Source organism: Rhodococcus sp. BP-349 (assembly GCF_019835845.1).
In the GTDB taxonomy this organism is placed as follows: Bacteria; Actinomycetota; Actinomycetes; order Mycobacteriales; family Mycobacteriaceae; genus Rhodococcoides.
The window spans coordinates 132,131-146,800 of record NZ_JABUDR010000002.1 but is presented as its reverse complement, the minus strand read 5'-3'; the positions used below and the strand labels follow the sequence as shown (position 1 = coordinate 146,800).

Sequence of the window (14,670 nt, the reverse complement as noted above, 5' to 3'; positions counted from 1 at the left end):
GCCCTAGTGTTCATCTCATGCTTGCGCACCGCGTGGGACGGAAATTCATCGTCCTCGTCTCCACACTTCTCCTCGCCGTCCTCCTCGCGTCCTGCGGCACCTCGGACGGCGGCTCGTCGGACGGCTCGTCCGCTGCCGCGGCACCGACCGAACTGTGCTCACCACCCGGTGTGGACAGCGCGTCGTCCACGCCGACCAACTTCGACGCCGCGGCCGCCGCCGCGACCGAGGATCGGTACACGACGCCGTCGGTCACGCCCCTCGACCGCATCGACACCTCGCAGCTCGGACTGATCACGCCCGGCCAGCTCACCGTCGGCACACTCTCCGATGCGCCGCCGAGCATCTGCGTCGACGGCTCCGGCACCTACACCGGCTACGACAACGAGCTGCTGAAGGCCGTCGCCGCCAAGCTCGGTCTGCAGATCAACTTCTCGGGCACCGAGTTCTCGGGTCTGCTCGCGCAGGTCGCCGGCCGACGCTTCGACGTCGGCTCCTCGTCCATCACCACCACCGACGAGCGGCGCAACACGGTCGGCTTCACCAACGGCTACGATTTCGGCTACTTCTCCCTGGTCGCGAAGGCCGGCGGACCGATCACCGCCTTCGAGAACCTGGGGCCGGACACCCGTATCGGCGTCGTGCAGGGAACGGTGCAGGACGACTACGTCGTCAACACCCTGGGCCTGGACCCGGTGAAGTTCCCCGACTACAACACCGCGTACGCGAATCTCCGCACCGGACAGATCGACGCCTGGGTCGCACCGTCGCAGCAGGCCGAGGGCCTGGTGAAGCCGGAGGACGGCACCGCGATCACGCAGAACACGTTCAGCCTCAACAACTTCGTCGGGTGGGCCGTCGCGCGGGACAACCAGCCGCTGATCGACGCGTTGAACTCCGGCCTCGACGCGATCATCGAGGACGGGACCTGGGCGCAGCTGTACTCCGACTGGGTGCCGCGCGAACTCCCGGAGGGATTCGAGCCCGGTAGCAAGGCAGCGCCGCAGCCCGAGCTTCCCGACTTCGCGGCCATCGCCGCCGAGAACGACGCGAATGCCCCGGCCGCGCAGGCCGTCGCGCCGAAGTCGACGTTCGAGCAGCTCGGCGACACGTTCTTCGACTGGAACCTCTACAAGCAGGCGCTACCGGACCTGCTGAAGACCGGCCTGCCGAACACCCTGATCCTGGCGCTGGCATCGGGCATCATCGGCACGGTTCTCGGCATGCTGCTCGCACTGGCGGGCCTGTCCCGCACCCGCTGGCTGCGCTGGCCGGCGCGCGTCTACACCGACATCTTCCGCGGACTGCCCGCCGTCGTGATCATCCTCGTGATCGGTCTCGGCATCGGACCCGTCGTCAGTGGACTCACCGGCAACAACCCGTACTGGCTCGGTGCGGTGGCGTTGTCGCTGCTCGCGGCCGCGTACATCGGCGAGATCTTCCGATCCGGCATCCAGAGCGTCGAGAAGGGGCAGATCGAGGCAGCGCGTGCACTCGGGTTCAGCTATCGACGCTCGATGCGCCTGGTCGTGGTTCCGCAGGGTGTCCGACGCGTCCTGCCGGCCCTGGTCAACCAGTTCATCTCGTTGATCAAGGACTCGTCGCTGATCTACTTCCTGGGTCTGCTGGCCACGCAGCGCGAGCTGTTCGCCGTCGGTCGTGACCTCAACGCCCAGACCGGAAACCTGTCACCCCTGGTGGCGGCCGGACTCGTCTATCTCGCGATGACCGTCCCGCTGACCCACCTGGTCAACTACATCGACAAGCGTCTGCGCGTCGGCAAGGCCGAGCAGACACTCGACCCGGTCGAGCAGGCCATCGTCGTGGAAAGAGGCTGACACATGACCACCGCACCCTCGACCGAGCCGTTGACCGGCGTCTCACTCGCCGGCCGTGACCTGCACCTGTCCTTCGGCACCAACAAGGTCCTGCGCGGCGTCGACATCGACGTCGCCGCAGGAGCCACCACCACGGTCATCGGACCGTCCGGGTCGGGCAAGTCCACGCTCCTGCGCGTGCTCAACCGACTGCACGAGCCCGAGCAGGGCGACATCCTGCTCGACGGGCGCTCGGTGCTGAAGGACGATCCCGACGCGCTGCGCCAGCGCATCGGCATGGTGTTCCAGCAGTTCAACCTGTTCCCGCACCGCACCGTCCTCGACAACGTCGCGCTCGGTCCCTGGAAGTTGAAGGGACTGAGCAAGGACGACGCGCACGCCGCCGCGCTCGCCCAGCTCGACAAGGTGGGCTTGAAGGAGAAAGCGGGCTCACGCCCGGGCAACCTCTCCGGCGGTCAGCAGCAGCGCGTGGCCATCGCGCGAGCACTCGCCATGGAACCGCAGGTGATGTTCTTCGACGAGGCCACGTCGGCCCTCGACCCGGAGCTCGTCAAGGGCGTGCTCGCCCTCATGGCGGACCTCGCGACCGGCGGCATGACGATGGTCGTCGTCACGCACGAGATGGGCTTCGCCCGCTCGGTGTCCGACCGTGTGCTGTTCATGGATCACGGCAGTGCCGTCGAGGTGGGCCCGCCCGCAGCGCTGTTCGACGACCCGCAGACCGAGCGACTGCAGAGGTTCCTGTCCGAGGTGCTCTGATCCCCGAGCCGCGAATGTGACGCGGCGCACAGCATCCCGCGTACGGTAGAGAGATGCCGACATTCGCACTCGAGCATGTCGGCGCTCTACATCGAACGGGAGCAGAACACATGGCCGACAACAGAGCCGTCGCCTACGCCGGAGCGGGCAAGGTCGAGGTGATCGACATCGACTTCCCCAGCTTCACGTTGCAGGACGGGCCGGGAGTCAATCCGGCCAGTGTGGGGCGCGAGTGCCCGCACGGAGTGATCCTGAAGGTGGTGTCCACCAACATCTGCGGCAGCGACCAGCACATGGTGCGCGGCCGCACGACGGCACCCGAGGGTCTGGTGCTCGGGCACGAGATCACGGGCGAGGTCATCGAAGTCGGTCGCGACGTGGAGTTCATCAAGCAGGGTGATCTGTGCTCGGTCCCGTTCAACATCGCGTGCGGCCGATGCAAGAACTGCAAGGAGCGCAAGACCGGAATCTGCCTGAACGTCAATCCTGACCGTCCCGGCGCCGCCTACGGCTACGTCGACATGGGCGGCTGGGTCGGCGGCCAGGCCGAATACGTCATGGTGCCGTACGCGGACTGGAACCTGCTGAAGTTCCCGGACCGCGACCAGGCCATGGAGAAGATCCTCGACCTGACCATGCTGTCCGACATCTTCCCCACGGGCTTTCACGGCTGCGTCACCGCCGGGGTGGGCGTGGGCTCCACGGTCTACATCGCCGGCGCCGGTCCGGTCGGGCTCGCCGCCGCAGCCAGCGCGCAACTGCTCGGCGCTGCGGTCGTCATCGTCGGTGATCTCAACGAGAGTCGCCTGGCGCAGGCCCGCAGCTTCGGCTGCGAGACGGTCGATGTCAGCAAGGGCGATCCCAAGGATCAGATCGAACAGCTGCTCGGGGTGCCGGAGGTGGACTGCGGCGTCGACGCCGTCGGGTTCGAGGCACGCGGTCACGGTGACGGCTCTGCCACCGAAGCGCCTGCGACAGTGCTGAACTCGCTCATGGACATCACCACCGCGGGCGGTGCGCTCGGCATTCCGGGGCTGTACGTCACCGGCGATCCCGGCGCATCCGACGAGGCAGCCAAGGTCGGTGCGTTGTCCCTGAGCCTCGGCACCGGCTGGGCGAAGTCGTTGTCGTTCGCCACCGGCCAGTGCCCGACGATGCAGTATCACCGCGGCCTGATGATGGCGATCCTGCACGATCGCGTGCAGATCGCGAAGGCCGTCAACGCCCGCGCCATCTCGCTCGAGCAGGCTCCGCAGGGCTACGCCGACTTCGACTCCGGTGAGGCCACGAAGTTCGTGCTCGACCCCCACGGGCTCCTCGGCGCGGCCTGACCGACTCTCGCGAGGTGGGCTGTCGCGCCCACCTCGCGAGTGCGCGTCAGCCCAGGAACGCGAGCAGTTCCTGGTTGAACCGATCCGGGTGCGAGGTGTTGAACCCGTGCGGGCCGCCCTCGACGAGTACCAGGGTGCTGTTCGCGATCGCCTCGTGTGAGCGCTTGCCGCTCACCTCGAACGGAACGACGGCGTCCGCGTCGCCGTGGATGACGAGGGTGGGGACGTCGATCTTCGGCATGTCCTCACGGAAGTCGGTGCGCGCGAACGCCTCGATGCACCCGAGGATCGCCGGTGTCGACGCTTCGGCCGCCATGTCCACCGCGTACTGACGATCCTCCTCCGAGACCTTCAGCTGGCCGTTCGCGCTGAAGAAGTTGGTGGCGAAGCCGTCGAGGAAGGCGTTGCGGTCCTCCTCGACGCCGTTCTCGAAACCCGCGATCGTCTCGTCGTCGAGGCCGCCGTCGGGGTTGTCCTCGGACTTGTAGAGGTACGGGGGAACAGCACCGGCGAGAACCGCCTTCGCGATGCGGTCGCTGCCGTACTTCGCGAGGTAGCGCACCACCTCGCCGCCGCCCATGGAGAAGCCCACCAGCGTCACGTCCCGCAGGTCGAGCGTCTCCAGCAGGACCGACAGGTCCGCGGCGAACGTGTCGTAGTCGTAACCGGACTCGGGCTGCGCCGAGCTGCCGAATCCACGCCGGTCGTACGTGACGACGCGGTGGCCCGCGTCGAGCAGTGCGACGATCTGGGGCTCCCACGACCGCTCGTTGAGCGGCCAGCCGTGGATCAACACCACCGGCGCGCCCTCGCCTCGGTCCTGGTAGTGCAGGTCGATCGGGGCGTCGTTCTCGACTCCCACCGAGAGCATCGGCATGTCGTGCCTCCTTCGTCGCGGTGTCTCCGCGTCGCTCTCGGTCTACCCGAACCGGGGCCCGACGACACCCGTTCGCCCACCGTTCACCTCCCTGCACCCGGGGAGTTGCTTACCTTCCCTTTGCCTTTTGCCCGGCACTCCTACGGTCGACCGGTGACCACGATTCCGCTTCCCCTGATCGTCTCCCATCAGCACGACGGCAGCTCCTCACGGTCGTCGCTGACGTGCAAGTACAAGTGCGGCGACGCCTGCTTCCACGAGGTGCCCAACACGTCGTCGAGCGAGTACTTCGGCGACATCGTCAAGACGGCGATGACGCGCCGCGGCATCCTGCGCGGTAGTGCGATGGCCGTGCTGGCCGTCGGCGCCACCAGCGCCCTCGCCGCCTGCGGCACGGAGGACTCGGGCACGGCCACCACCGCGTCGGCCACCCCGACCCCGGAGCCGCGTGGACTCGACTTCACCGCCGTCGCGCCCAACACCGAGGACGCAGTCGTCGTCCCGGAGGGGTACGAGCAGGCCGTCGTCATCCGGTGGGGCGACCCGGTGGTCGAGGGTGCGCCTGCCTTCGACTTCGACAACCAGACCTCGGCGGCCCAGGAGAAGCAGTTCGGATTCAACAACGACTTCGCGGGTCTGCTGCCGATCGACGGGTCGTCCACCGAGTACCTGCTGGTGGTCAACCACGAGTACACGACGGAACCGTTCCTCTTCAAGGGGTACGACGCGGAGAACCCCACGGCGGAACAGGTGGCCATCGGCCTTGCCGCCCACGGTCTCTCGGTGGTCCAGGTGACCGGTGAGAACGGCTCGGGCAAGCTCACCCCGCAGATGGGCCGCTACAACCGTCGCATCACCGGATCGACCGAGTTCGTCCTCACCGGACCCGCGGCCGGCAGCGATTTCCTCAAGACCTCCGCCGATCCCACCGGCACCACGGTGTTCGGCACGTTCAACAACTGCTCCGGTGGCGTCACCCCGTGGGGCACCGTGTTGTCCGGCGAGGAGAACATCAACCAGTACTTCGCCAACGCCGAGAGTGTGACCGACCCCGTGGTCGCCGAGCGTCTGGCGCGCTACGGCGTGGAAGGTGCTGCGTCCGAGCGCAAGTGGGAGCGATTCGACAAGCGCTTCGATCTGGCGCAGGAGCCGAACGAGGTGAATCGCTTCGGCTGGGTCGTCGAGGTGAACCCGTGGGATCCCACCGCAGCGCCGATCAAGCACACGGCACTGGGCCGGTTCAAGCACGAGGCCGCGACCATCCACGTGACCGACGACGGCACCGTGGTCGCCTACAGCGGTGACGACGAGCGTTTCGACTACATGTACAAGTTCGTCTCCAGCCGGAAGATGATGCAGGGCACCGGCGCTGCGGCGCTGCGGTCCAACGTGACGCTTCTCGACGCCGGAACCCTCTACGTCGCGACGCTCTCCGGTGACGCGCCCGACCAGATCGACGGCTCCGGAAAGCTCCCGACGACGGGACAGTTCGCCGGCAAGGGCGAGTGGATCCCGTTGTTGCGTACCGGCGAGGACGGCCGCGGCGAGTCCCTGGTCGACGGCATGTCCGCCGAGGAGGTCGCCGTCTTCACGCGCCTCGCCGGTGACAAGGTCGGCGCCACCAAGATGGACCGGCCGGAGGACTTCGAGCCGAACCCCGTCACCGGCAAGGTGTACGTGGCGCTGACCAACAACTCGAACCGAGGCACCGAGGGCAAGGCCGCCGCCGACGAGGCGAATCCGCGGGACAAGAACAAGAACGGCCAGGTCCTCGAGCTCGACGACGACCACGCCGGGACCAGTTTCACGTGGAACCTCCTGCTCGTCTGTGGCGATCCCGCAGCCGCCGACACCTACTTCGGTGGCTTCGACAAGTCGCAGGTCAGCCCGATCTCGTGCCCGGACAACCTGGCGTTCGACGCCGACGGCAACCTGTGGGTCTCGACGGACGGCAACGCCCTCGACTCCAACGACGGCCTGTTCTCGGTGGTTCTCGACGGTGACCGCCGCGGCCAGACGAAGCAGTTCCTCACCGTGCCGAAGGGCGCCGAGACCTGCGGTCCGATCGTGCAGGAGCAGCGTGTCGTCGTGAGCGTGCAGCACCCGGGCGAGGAGGACGACGCCAGTGCCGACGCCCCCGCCTCGCACTGGCCCGACGGTGGCGATTCGCAGCCCCGTCCGTCGGTCGTCGCGGTGTGGAAGGTCTGACCTTCTCCCTGCCGTCGTGGACCGCGGTCAGCCCAGCCAGTCGAGCACGCTGGCCGCGGTCCACGATTGCTGCATGCTTCCCAACGGCTCTCCGGTGAACGGCTCGTAGTACTCGGCGAAACTGCCGTCGCCGGCCTGCCGCAGCCCCTCCTCGCGCAACATCGCCGACCGCTCCGACCACCCGCGTCGGGCGAAGGCCCACGAGAACAGCCACGTCACCACCGGCCACACGGGACCGCGCCAGTACTCGCGAGGTCGGAAGTCCCGCGAGATCGGCGACGTCGACGGGGGGACGGCGTACTTGAAGTCCGGGTGCCCGCAGAAGCGCGGACCCTCGAAGAGTCGCAACAGCGCCCGCTCGGTGTCACGAGGCAACCCACCGCACAGCAGCGGCGCGAACATCGCCATCGTGTCGGTCTTGATCCACTCCCCGGACCGCACGTCGCGATCCCGAGCCGCGCCGGAACGCGCGTCGGTGGTGGCGACGACGCCGCTCCGGAACCGGTCGGCCCAGGCGCGCAGGTCCCGCACGTCCGCATGAGGCCGGGAATGGTCCTCGCCGATTGTGGCCAGCACGTCACAGGCGACGGCGAAGATCGCGCTGACGAACACGTCCTCCACCGCGAAACTCATGGCGCTGTTCAGCGCGAGATCGTCGTACCGCGCGAGCTTCATCTCCTCGAGCAGCCAGAGATAGCGGTCGTACTCGATGTTGCTCGGGCGCTGCGACGAGTCGGTGACGATGGACGTGTCCTCCCGGGTGTACGGCGGCACCGCCCCCGGAATCACCCTCGCGTACGCCGCGTCCCAGCGCGGCGAGTTGTCCATGCCCGATTCCCACCCGTGGTACAGCGTGATGCGCCCCGTGTGGTTCTGATCGCGTGCGTGTGCCAGCCAGCGGTGCCACCGCACCAGATCCGGCCATCGCCGATCGAGGAACTCACCGGCGACCTGCCGCGTGGTCCGCCCACGTCGACGGGCGTGATCGAGAATGCGCTGCACGGCGATGGCGTGCACGGGGGGCTGCGTGATCCCCGAGGTGTGGACGCCGACGGGCGCGTGCGCGGCGAGTTCGTTCACCTGCCAGCGCGCGGGCCCCGGAAAATATCCGTCGACGCCGCCGGCGAAGACGATGTGCGGGATCATGCCGTTCGACCACTGTGCGGACAGCAGGGTGTCGAGCTCGACGACGGCCCGTTCGACACTCAACGGGGCGAGCCCGACCGCCACGAAGGCGGCATCCCAGCTCCACATGTGCGGGTACAGGCGCGGAGCCGCGCTGGTCATGGTGCCCAGATCGTTGCCGCGCAGGAGGTAGGCGGCCCGTGCTGCGAGCTGAGTCGGGGTGAATCCGGGGGCGGCCATGGGAGACATCATCCGTCGGACGGCGCGATCCTGCAGGACGCGCCGGTGAGTCGGGGTGCGGGCCCGGCGCGTCGGTCGCATACTGAGCCATCGGCGTCGAACGCGCCGGGGCAACTGGTCGGGGGTGGTGGGTGTGACGACCGCGTCGATGTCCGCGCTGGTCGGGTGGCTGCCGGACGACCCCGGTCACGATGCTCTGGGTCTCGCCGCACGCATGGCGACCACTGCCCGCGCCGCGGGCGGCGCGATGACGGTCCGAGCGTGCACCGTGCTGCCGCGGACGTGGCCGTTCCCGTCGATGGCGCACGTGGACGCGGAGTACCGACGCTGGCTCGAGGAGCGCGGCACGGATGCGGCCGCTCGGGCCGATGCAGCGATGGCGGACCTGCTCACACCGGCCGATCTGGGATCGCCCTCCGCCTTCTTCGCCGAGAACGCGGCCGAGTCGGCCGCGCTCACCGCGGCGGCGGCCACTCACCATGCCGACCTGGTGGTGCTGGGCAGCTCCGACGGTCCCGACGATCGCTTCACGCCGGGGAGCACGAGCGAGACGCTGCTGCACTCGTCGGCGGTCCCGCTGGCACTGGCTCCGCGCGGCGCACGCCGCCGCACCGACGCCGTCGCCCGCATCTCCTGCGCCTACACCGGGACCCCGGAGGCCAAGGATGCGCTGTACTCCGCGGCGGCTCTCGCGGTGCGCTGGAACACCGCGCTGCGCCTGGTGGCGTTCGCACCACGACGCTCGACGACGTATCCCCCTTTCGGCGGCTACGACGCGGAGGATCTGGTGACGTCGCAGTGGCGCGAGCAGGCCACCGCGATGCTGCACTCCGCGGCGTCCGACGTCACGTCCGCCTACCCGTCCCTGTCCCCGACCTGCGCGGTGGGCTCCGGCGGGGACTGGCAGCACGTGGTGGACTCGATCGAGCTGGGACCGGAGGACCTGCTGGTGCTCGGTTCGTCCCGCCTCGGACCGCTCGCCCGTGTGTTCCTCGGCTCCACCGCATCGAAGATACTGCGGCACAGCCCCGTTCCGATTCTGGTCGTTCCCCGTGGAAGCCGATTCGCTCGGTGAACCGCGCCGATAGTGGAGGAAACATGAGCGATCCGAGCAACGGTTCGGGACTGCTGCGACGCAAGTCGATCAGCGACATCGCAGCACTGGAGGCGACGGGCGAAGGTCGGCTGAAGCGGTCGATCACCACGTTCCAGCTGACGTGCATCGGCGTCGGCTCGACCGTGGGCACCGGCATCTTCTTCATCTTCTCCTCCGCCGTCCCGGTCGCGGGGCCCGCCGTCATCTTCTCGTTCGTCATCGCCGCCGTCACGGCCGGCCTGACGGCGCTCTGCTACGCCGAGCTGGCGTCGTCGATCCCGGCCTCCGGGTCGACCTACACCTACACGTACACCACCATCGGCGAGTTCGTCGCGATCCTCGTCGGCGCCTGCCTCATCCTCGAATACGGCGTGTCGACGGCCGCGGTGTCGGTGCTGTGGTCCCAGTATCTCAACGACCTGCTCGATCGTACTGTCGGACTACGCATTCCGGACGTGCTGTCGCATGCACCCGGGGACGGGGCCGGCTTCGGCGTCAACCTGCCCGCCATCGTGCTCGTCGCGCTGTGCGCCGTGTTGCTGATCCGCGGAACGAGCGAGTCCGCTCGTGCGAACGCCGTCATGGTCGTCATCAAGATCGGTATCCTCGCGATGTTCGCGATCGTCGGTTTCACCGGATTCAGTCTCGAGAATCTGGAGCCGTTCGCCCCGTTCGGAGTCGCCGGTGTCGGTGCGGCGTCCGGCCTGATCTTCTTCTCGTTCATCGGACTCGACGCGGTGTCGACGGCCGGCGAGGAGGTGCACAATCCCAAGCGCACGCTGCCCATCGCGCTCATCAGCGCGCTGGTGGTGGTCACGCTGATCTACCTGTTGGTGACGATGTCGGCGATCGGCGCGCAGAAGTACACCGAGTTCGAGGGCCAGGAAGCCGGTCTCGCCGAGATCCTGCAGTACGTCACAGGATCGAGCTGGCCGTCGATCGTGCTGTCGGCGGGCGCCGTCGTCTCGATCTTCTCGGTCACGCTGGTCACCCTCTACGGGCAGACTCGGATCCTGTTCGCGATGAGCCGCGACGGTCTGATCCCGACGGTGTTCTCGCAGGTGAACCCTCGCAGCCTCGCACCGGTGAAGAACACGATCATCGTGGCGTTCTTCGTGTCCCTGCTCGCGGGTTTCCTGCCGCTGGACTTCCTGGCGGACCTGGTGTCGATGGGCACGCTCGTGGCCTTCATCGTCGTCTCCGCCGGAGTGATCATCCTGCGCCGCCGCGAGCCGAACATCGAGCGCGGCTTCAAGGTTCCGCTGTACCCGGTGCTCCCGATCCTGTCGGTCTGCGCATGCCTGTACCTCATCAGCACCCTGCACATCCAGACGTGGATCCTCTTCGCGGTCTGGCTGGCGGCCACGTCGGTGCTCTACTTCACCTACTCACGACGGCGATCGGCCCTGGAGCCGAACAGGCTCCAGGGCTGATCGAACCGTGACGGTCAGCGACCGATCGTGGCGTGCATCTCCCAGACGATGACCTCGGCTGCGGACGTCGTCGACAGTGTCTGTCCACCACCGCCCTTGATGCGGACCGCGTCGCCCTCGCGCAGCAGGCCCACGCCCTCGAGCGACGCCTCGCCGCGGGCGACGAAGACGTGCAGGAACGGAGCGTCCGGAAGGTCCTGAGCCGGGGTGTCGGAACGCAACCGTGCGACGTGCATCGCGGCGTACTTGTTCTTGATGCGGATCGCCGAGTGGTCCTTGTAGGCGTCCATTCCCGACGCGACCGGAACCAGCCCGCCCGAGAGCAGTTCGTCGTCGATCTCGAGCTGCTCGTACCCGGGGGTGATGCCGGCCTCGTCGGGCACGACCCACATCTGCACGAAGTGCACCGGGTCCCGATGCTTCTGCGACGGGTTCTCCGTCGACGCGAGACGCCACGAGTCGTTCTTCTCCGAGTGCAGGATTCCCGTGCCGGCGCTCATCCGCTGGGCGAGCCCCGGGTAGATGAGCCCGTTGTGCCCGATGGAGTCCTGGTGCACGAGCGATCCCTGCAGGACCCACGTGACGATCTCCATGTCCCGGTGCGGGTGCGTGTCGAAACCGGTACCCGCGTCCACGATGTCGTCGTTGTTCACCATCAGCACCCCGTGGTGGGTGTTGTCGGGATCGTAGTGATGTCCGAACGAGAACGAATGGTGCGAGTCGAGCCAACCGATGTTCGTGGCCGGCCGGTCGTCGGCGCGACGGACGTCGAGTTCGGGTGCGGTGGAGGTCGTCATGGGGGTCCCTTCTCGGGATGGAGAGTGAGACTACCGAGCGAGCTTGCCCGCGATGGTGACGACGCGGGTGGCGAGATGTCCGAGGGCGGCGCGGGTCGCGTCGTCCAGGTCGTTCTGGTTGTCGGGTCCGGTGACGTGGCCGACGCCGTAGGGGTTGCCGTCGGCGAACTTCAGTCCGTCGGTGTAGCCGGGGGGAACGAGGATGCCGCCGAAGTGCATGAGCGAGGTGTACAGGTTGACGATGGTCGTCTCCTGGCCGCCGTGGGCCGTCTGGCTCGAGGTGAACGCGGCGTAGGCCTTGTCGGCGAGCTTGCCCTGGGCCCACAGGCCACCGAGCGTGTCGAAGAAGGTCTGGAACGGGGACGCGACGCTGCCGAAACGGGTCGGCGAGCCGAAGATGACGCCGTCGGCCCACACGATGTCGTCACCGGTGGCGGCCGGCAGATCCTTGGTGGCCTCGTAGTTGGCAGTCCAGGCCGGGTTCTCGGCGAAGGTCGCCGGGTCACGGGTCTCGGCGATGTGCCGGACGCGCACCTCGGCGCCGGCCGCCTGAGCGGCCTTCTCGAGCTCGGCCGCCATCGTGGTGCCGTGGCCGGTGGAGGAGTAGTAGAGGATCGCGAGCTTCGTCATGAGTGACCTTTCGGAAGAGGGACGTGGTTCGGGGGTGATTCGGACTCAGAGAACGTGGTGGCCGTACATCTCGCCGAGCGGGTCGGCGATGAGTTCGAGCCGTGCACCGTCGGGATCACGGAAGTAGATCGAGACTCCACTGTGCTCCGTGAGCTCGACGCCCGCATCCGTCAGCTTGGTCCGCAGGTGTTCCCAGCGGTCGGGTTCCACGCTGATGGCCACGTGGTGCAGTCCGCCGAGCACCTCCTTGTAGGGGCCGACGTCGAGGCCGGGGAAGTCGAAGAAGGCGAGGAGGTTGCTGTTCCCGATGTCGAAGAAGAAGTGCGACGAGCCGGGATAGTCGCGGTTCTCGATCAACTCGGTCAGTGGGAACTCGAGCACACCCTGGTAGAACAGGATGGTCTGCTCGACGTCGCTACTGATCAGCGCGGTGTGGTGCAGTCCGCGCGCCGAGGACGTCGGGCGGGACTCCGCAGGCTGCAGGTGCAGGCCCCGCAGTCGGTCGCGCCGGGCCTCGAACTCGTCCGAGCGCTGCTGCTCGTCGGCTGTCATGCTCATCGTCTCCGCCTTCGATCGAATCGTTGCGTTGTCAACTACCGAGAACAGTACCGCACATGGTTGCGCTGTCAACTACTTGGGTAGACTGGTGTCATGACTCAGTGGCTGACCGAGGACGAGCAGCGCGCCTGGCGCTCGTACCTCGACGCGACGCGTCTGCTCATGCAGACGCTCGATCGGCAGCTCACGCGCGATTCCGGGATCTCCTTCACCGATTTCGAGCTGCTCGTCGTGCTCTCGGAGGCGCCCGGCCGACAGATGCGGATGCGCGACCTCGCCGATGCGGTGACCACCACCCGCAGTGGCGTCACCCGGGCGATCACCCGACTCGTCGACGCCGGCTGGGTCGTCCGCGTCGAGTGCGAGGACGACCGTCGGGGGATGCTCGCGGAACTCACCGACGCGGGTATGGACAAGCTCGCGGCGTCGAGCCCCGGCCATGTCGGCGCCGTCCGGGCGTCGATGTTCGACGTCCTCACCGACGACGACGTCGCGACCTTCGCGAGGGCGTACTCCGACATGCGGACGCACATCCAGAAGGGCGCCGGATAGCCTCGCTGTATGCCACGCACAGCACTCGTCACCGGAGCCGCCCGCGGACTGGGAGCGGGAATCGCTCGCCTGTTGTCCGCCGATCACGACGTCTGGGTCGGGGGATCGACGGCCGACTCCGTCGCGGGCATCTCCGACGAACTGATCAGCGCGCGGCCGTGGCCGGTCGACCTCACCGATGCGGACGCTCTCGCCGCGGCCACCGCGGACATCACGAGCCTCGACGTCCTGGTGCACAACGCGGGCGTCGCCGATCTCGGCACGGTGGAGACGCTGACGCTCGCGGACTGGCGACACACGTTCGAGGCCAACGTCTTCGCGGTGGCCGAGCTCACCCGCCTCCTGCTGCCCGCGCTCCGAGCAGCCGGCGGCCACGTCGTGCTGATCAACTCGGGCGCCGGCATCAGGGCCAACCCCGGATGGAGTGCCTACGCGGCGAGCAAGTTCGCGCTGCGGGCCTTCGGCGACGCACTGCGCCTCGAGGAGCCGACCCTGCGCGTGACGTCCGTCCACCCCGGGCGCATCGACACCGACATGCAGCGCGCGATCGTCGCGGGCGAGGGCGACGCGTACGACGCCTCGAAGTACCTCACCGTCGAGACCGTCGCCCGCGCCGTCCGCCAGGCCGTGGACACCCCCGCCGATGCGCATCCCACCGAGATCGTCCTGCGCACAAGGTGATCGGGGATCAGGGGCGAGCGTGACTCAGTGCTCGTTCGCCTTGACCACGAGCACGGGGACCGGACTGTCGAGCAACACGCGCTGAACCGTGCTGCCGGTCAGGAACTTTCCGACCGCGCTTCGGCGACGTGATCCGATGATCACCAGCGTGGCACCGACATCCGAGACCAGATCGACGAGAGCCCCCGCCGGATCACCGCCGTCGGGTTCGACGCGCACCGTGAAGGAGTTCTCTCCCAGCACCTGACGTGCCTGCGCCTCGGCTGCGTCCCGGTGGGCGGTGGTGACCGAATCGGCGTCGATCACCGACAGGACGACGAGATCGGTTCCCCTCAGCGTCGCCTCCGCCTGTCCCTGCACGAGCGCCTCACGGCCCTCGGGTGTCGAATTCATCGCTACTGCAACGGTCATGACGGTGCCTTTCACATCGGGGAGACTCAAGGTTCACCGAGATTCCGTCACGGCGACGTACGTTTCGCGGTATTCGTCCGTGCACACTATGGCCACAACTCGGATTCCCTGGACTATTCGGACATCCAGAACCT

General features: G+C 67.8%; 14 protein-coding genes. 8 read left to right on the top strand and 6 right to left on the bottom strand.

What is annotated here, in order from left to right; genetic code table 11:
• Nucleotides 1-17 precede the first annotated feature (17 nt).
• From HQ325_RS11105 to fdhA, 3 genes are all read left to right on the top strand, one after another.
• Nucleotides 18-1,838, top strand: a complete 1,821-nt coding sequence (locus tag HQ325_RS11105) for an ABC transporter substrate-binding protein/permease (protein ID WP_222629475.1) — start codon at nt 18-20, stop codon at nt 1,836-1,838.
• Between the two features lie 3 nt (nt 1,839-1,841).
• Nucleotides 1,842-2,597 carry an amino acid ABC transporter ATP-binding protein gene (locus tag HQ325_RS11100; protein ID WP_056440906.1) on the top strand — a complete coding sequence of 252 codons (756 nt, stop codon included), beginning with the start codon at nt 1,842-1,844 and terminating at the stop codon, nt 2,595-2,597.
• A 110-nt stretch (nt 2,598-2,707) separates the two neighbouring features.
• Entirely contained in the window at nt 2,708-3,928 is a 1,221-nt protein-coding gene (gene fdhA, locus HQ325_RS11095; protein ID WP_222629474.1) for a formaldehyde dehydrogenase, glutathione-independent, read from the top strand.
• 46 nt (nt 3,929-3,974) lie between these two features.
• Here the strand turns inward: fdhA and HQ325_RS11090 are convergent, their stop codons facing one another.
• Nucleotides 3,975-4,805 (bottom strand): alpha/beta fold hydrolase, encoded by an 831-nt coding sequence (locus HQ325_RS11090; protein WP_222629472.1) that lies wholly within the window; start codon nt 4,803-4,805, stop codon nt 3,975-3,977.
• A gap of 153 nt (nt 4,806-4,958) precedes the next feature.
• Between HQ325_RS11090 and HQ325_RS11085 the strand changes: the two genes are divergently transcribed.
• Nucleotides 4,959-7,013 (top strand): PhoX family phosphatase, encoded by a 2,055-nt coding sequence (locus tag HQ325_RS11085; protein ID WP_222629470.1) that lies wholly within the window; start codon nt 4,959-4,961, stop codon nt 7,011-7,013.
• A gap of 27 nt (nt 7,014-7,040) precedes the next feature.
• On the opposite strand, the gene HQ325_RS11080 is transcribed toward HQ325_RS11085, so the two are convergent.
• Nucleotides 7,041-8,378, bottom strand: a complete 1,338-nt coding sequence (locus HQ325_RS11080) for an amylo-alpha-1,6-glucosidase (protein ID WP_222629468.1) — start codon at nt 8,376-8,378, stop codon at nt 7,041-7,043.
• Nucleotides 8,379-8,511: 133 nt separating this feature from the next.
• Between HQ325_RS11080 and HQ325_RS11075 the strand changes: the two genes are divergently transcribed.
• On the top strand, nt 8,512-9,453 hold the full coding sequence (locus HQ325_RS11075; RefSeq protein ID WP_222629465.1) for a universal stress protein: 942 nt from the start codon (nt 8,512-8,514) through the stop codon (nt 9,451-9,453).
• Between the two features lie 23 nt (nt 9,454-9,476).
• Nucleotides 9,477-10,907, top strand: coding sequence for an amino acid permease (locus HQ325_RS11070; protein ID WP_222629462.1), 1,431 nt, complete (start codon nt 9,477-9,479; stop codon nt 10,905-10,907).
• A gap of 14 nt (nt 10,908-10,921) precedes the next feature.
• Here the strand turns inward: HQ325_RS11070 and HQ325_RS11065 are convergent, their stop codons facing one another.
• Genes HQ325_RS11065 through HQ325_RS11055 form a run of 3 tightly spaced genes read right to left on the bottom strand, consistent with a single transcriptional unit; the run spans nt 10,922 to nt 12,886 of the window.
• On the bottom strand, nt 10,922-11,704 hold the full coding sequence (locus HQ325_RS11065) for a pirin-like bicupin family protein (protein ID WP_027505989.1): 783 nt from the start codon (nt 11,702-11,704) through the stop codon (nt 10,922-10,924).
• Between the two features lie 30 nt (nt 11,705-11,734).
• Nucleotides 11,735-12,334: an NAD(P)H:quinone oxidoreductase gene (gene wrbA, locus HQ325_RS11060; RefSeq protein WP_222629459.1), complete on the bottom strand. Its 600-nt coding sequence runs from the start codon at nt 12,332-12,334 to the stop codon at nt 11,735-11,737.
• 45 nt (nt 12,335-12,379) lie between these two features.
• Complete coding sequence (locus HQ325_RS11055; RefSeq protein ID WP_222630949.1) at nt 12,380-12,886, bottom strand: VOC family protein; 507 nt, start codon at nt 12,884-12,886, stop codon at nt 12,380-12,382.
• A 99-nt stretch (nt 12,887-12,985) separates the two neighbouring features.
• On the opposite strand from HQ325_RS11055, the gene HQ325_RS11050 reads away from it, so the two are divergent.
• Together HQ325_RS11050 and HQ325_RS11045 are read left to right on the top strand one after the other, a co-directional pair.
• Nucleotides 12,986-13,444 carry a MarR family winged helix-turn-helix transcriptional regulator gene (locus HQ325_RS11050; RefSeq protein WP_027505986.1) on the top strand — a complete coding sequence of 153 codons (459 nt, stop codon included), beginning with the start codon at nt 12,986-12,988 and terminating at the stop codon, nt 13,442-13,444.
• Nucleotides 13,445-13,453: 9 nt separating this feature from the next.
• Nucleotides 13,454-14,125: an SDR family oxidoreductase gene (locus HQ325_RS11045; RefSeq protein ID WP_222629456.1), complete on the top strand. Its 672-nt coding sequence runs from the start codon at nt 13,454-13,456 to the stop codon at nt 14,123-14,125.
• Between the two features lie 24 nt (nt 14,126-14,149).
• Here HQ325_RS11045 and HQ325_RS11040 read toward each other — a convergent pair whose 3' ends face one another.
• Nucleotides 14,150-14,536, bottom strand: coding sequence for a universal stress protein (locus HQ325_RS11040; RefSeq protein ID WP_027505984.1), 387 nt, complete (start codon nt 14,534-14,536; stop codon nt 14,150-14,152).
• Between the last annotated feature and the right edge of the window lie 134 nt (nt 14,537-14,670).

Bases quoted from the DNA above. Each gene is read 5' to 3' on its own strand.
- wrbA (WP_222629459.1), bottom strand. From the start codon at position 12,334: ATGACGAAGCTCGCGATCCTCTACTACTCCTCCACCGGCCACGGCACC.
- HQ325_RS11040 (WP_027505984.1), bottom strand. From the start codon at position 14,536: ATGACCGTTGCAGTAGCGATGAATTCGACACCCGAGGGCCGTGAGGCG.
- HQ325_RS11050 (WP_027505986.1), top strand. From the start codon at position 12,986: ATGACTCAGTGGCTGACCGAGGACGAGCAGCGCGCCTGGCGCTCGTAC.
- HQ325_RS11100 (WP_056440906.1), top strand. From the start codon at position 1,842: ATGACCACCGCACCCTCGACCGAGCCGTTGACCGGCGTCTCACTCGCC.
- HQ325_RS11065 (WP_027505989.1), bottom strand. From the start codon at position 11,704: ATGACGACCTCCACCGCACCCGAACTCGACGTCCGTCGCGCCGACGAC.
- HQ325_RS11070 (WP_222629462.1), top strand. From the start codon at position 9,477: ATGAGCGATCCGAGCAACGGTTCGGGACTGCTGCGACGCAAGTCGATC.
- HQ325_RS11090 (WP_222629472.1), bottom strand. From the start codon at position 4,805: ATGCCGATGCTCTCGGTGGGAGTCGAGAACGACGCCCCGATCGACCTG.
- fdhA (WP_222629474.1), top strand. From the start codon at position 2,708: ATGGCCGACAACAGAGCCGTCGCCTACGCCGGAGCGGGCAAGGTCGAG.
- HQ325_RS11045 (WP_222629456.1), top strand. From the start codon at position 13,454: ATGCCACGCACAGCACTCGTCACCGGAGCCGCCCGCGGACTGGGAGCG.
- HQ325_RS11105 (WP_222629475.1), top strand. From the start codon at position 18: ATGCTTGCGCACCGCGTGGGACGGAAATTCATCGTCCTCGTCTCCACA.
- HQ325_RS11055 (WP_222630949.1), bottom strand. From the start codon at position 12,886: ATGACAGCCGACGAGCAGCAGCGCTCGGACGAGTTCGAGGCCCGGCGC.
- HQ325_RS11080 (WP_222629468.1), bottom strand. From the start codon at position 8,378: ATGGCCGCCCCCGGATTCACCCCGACTCAGCTCGCAGCACGGGCCGCC.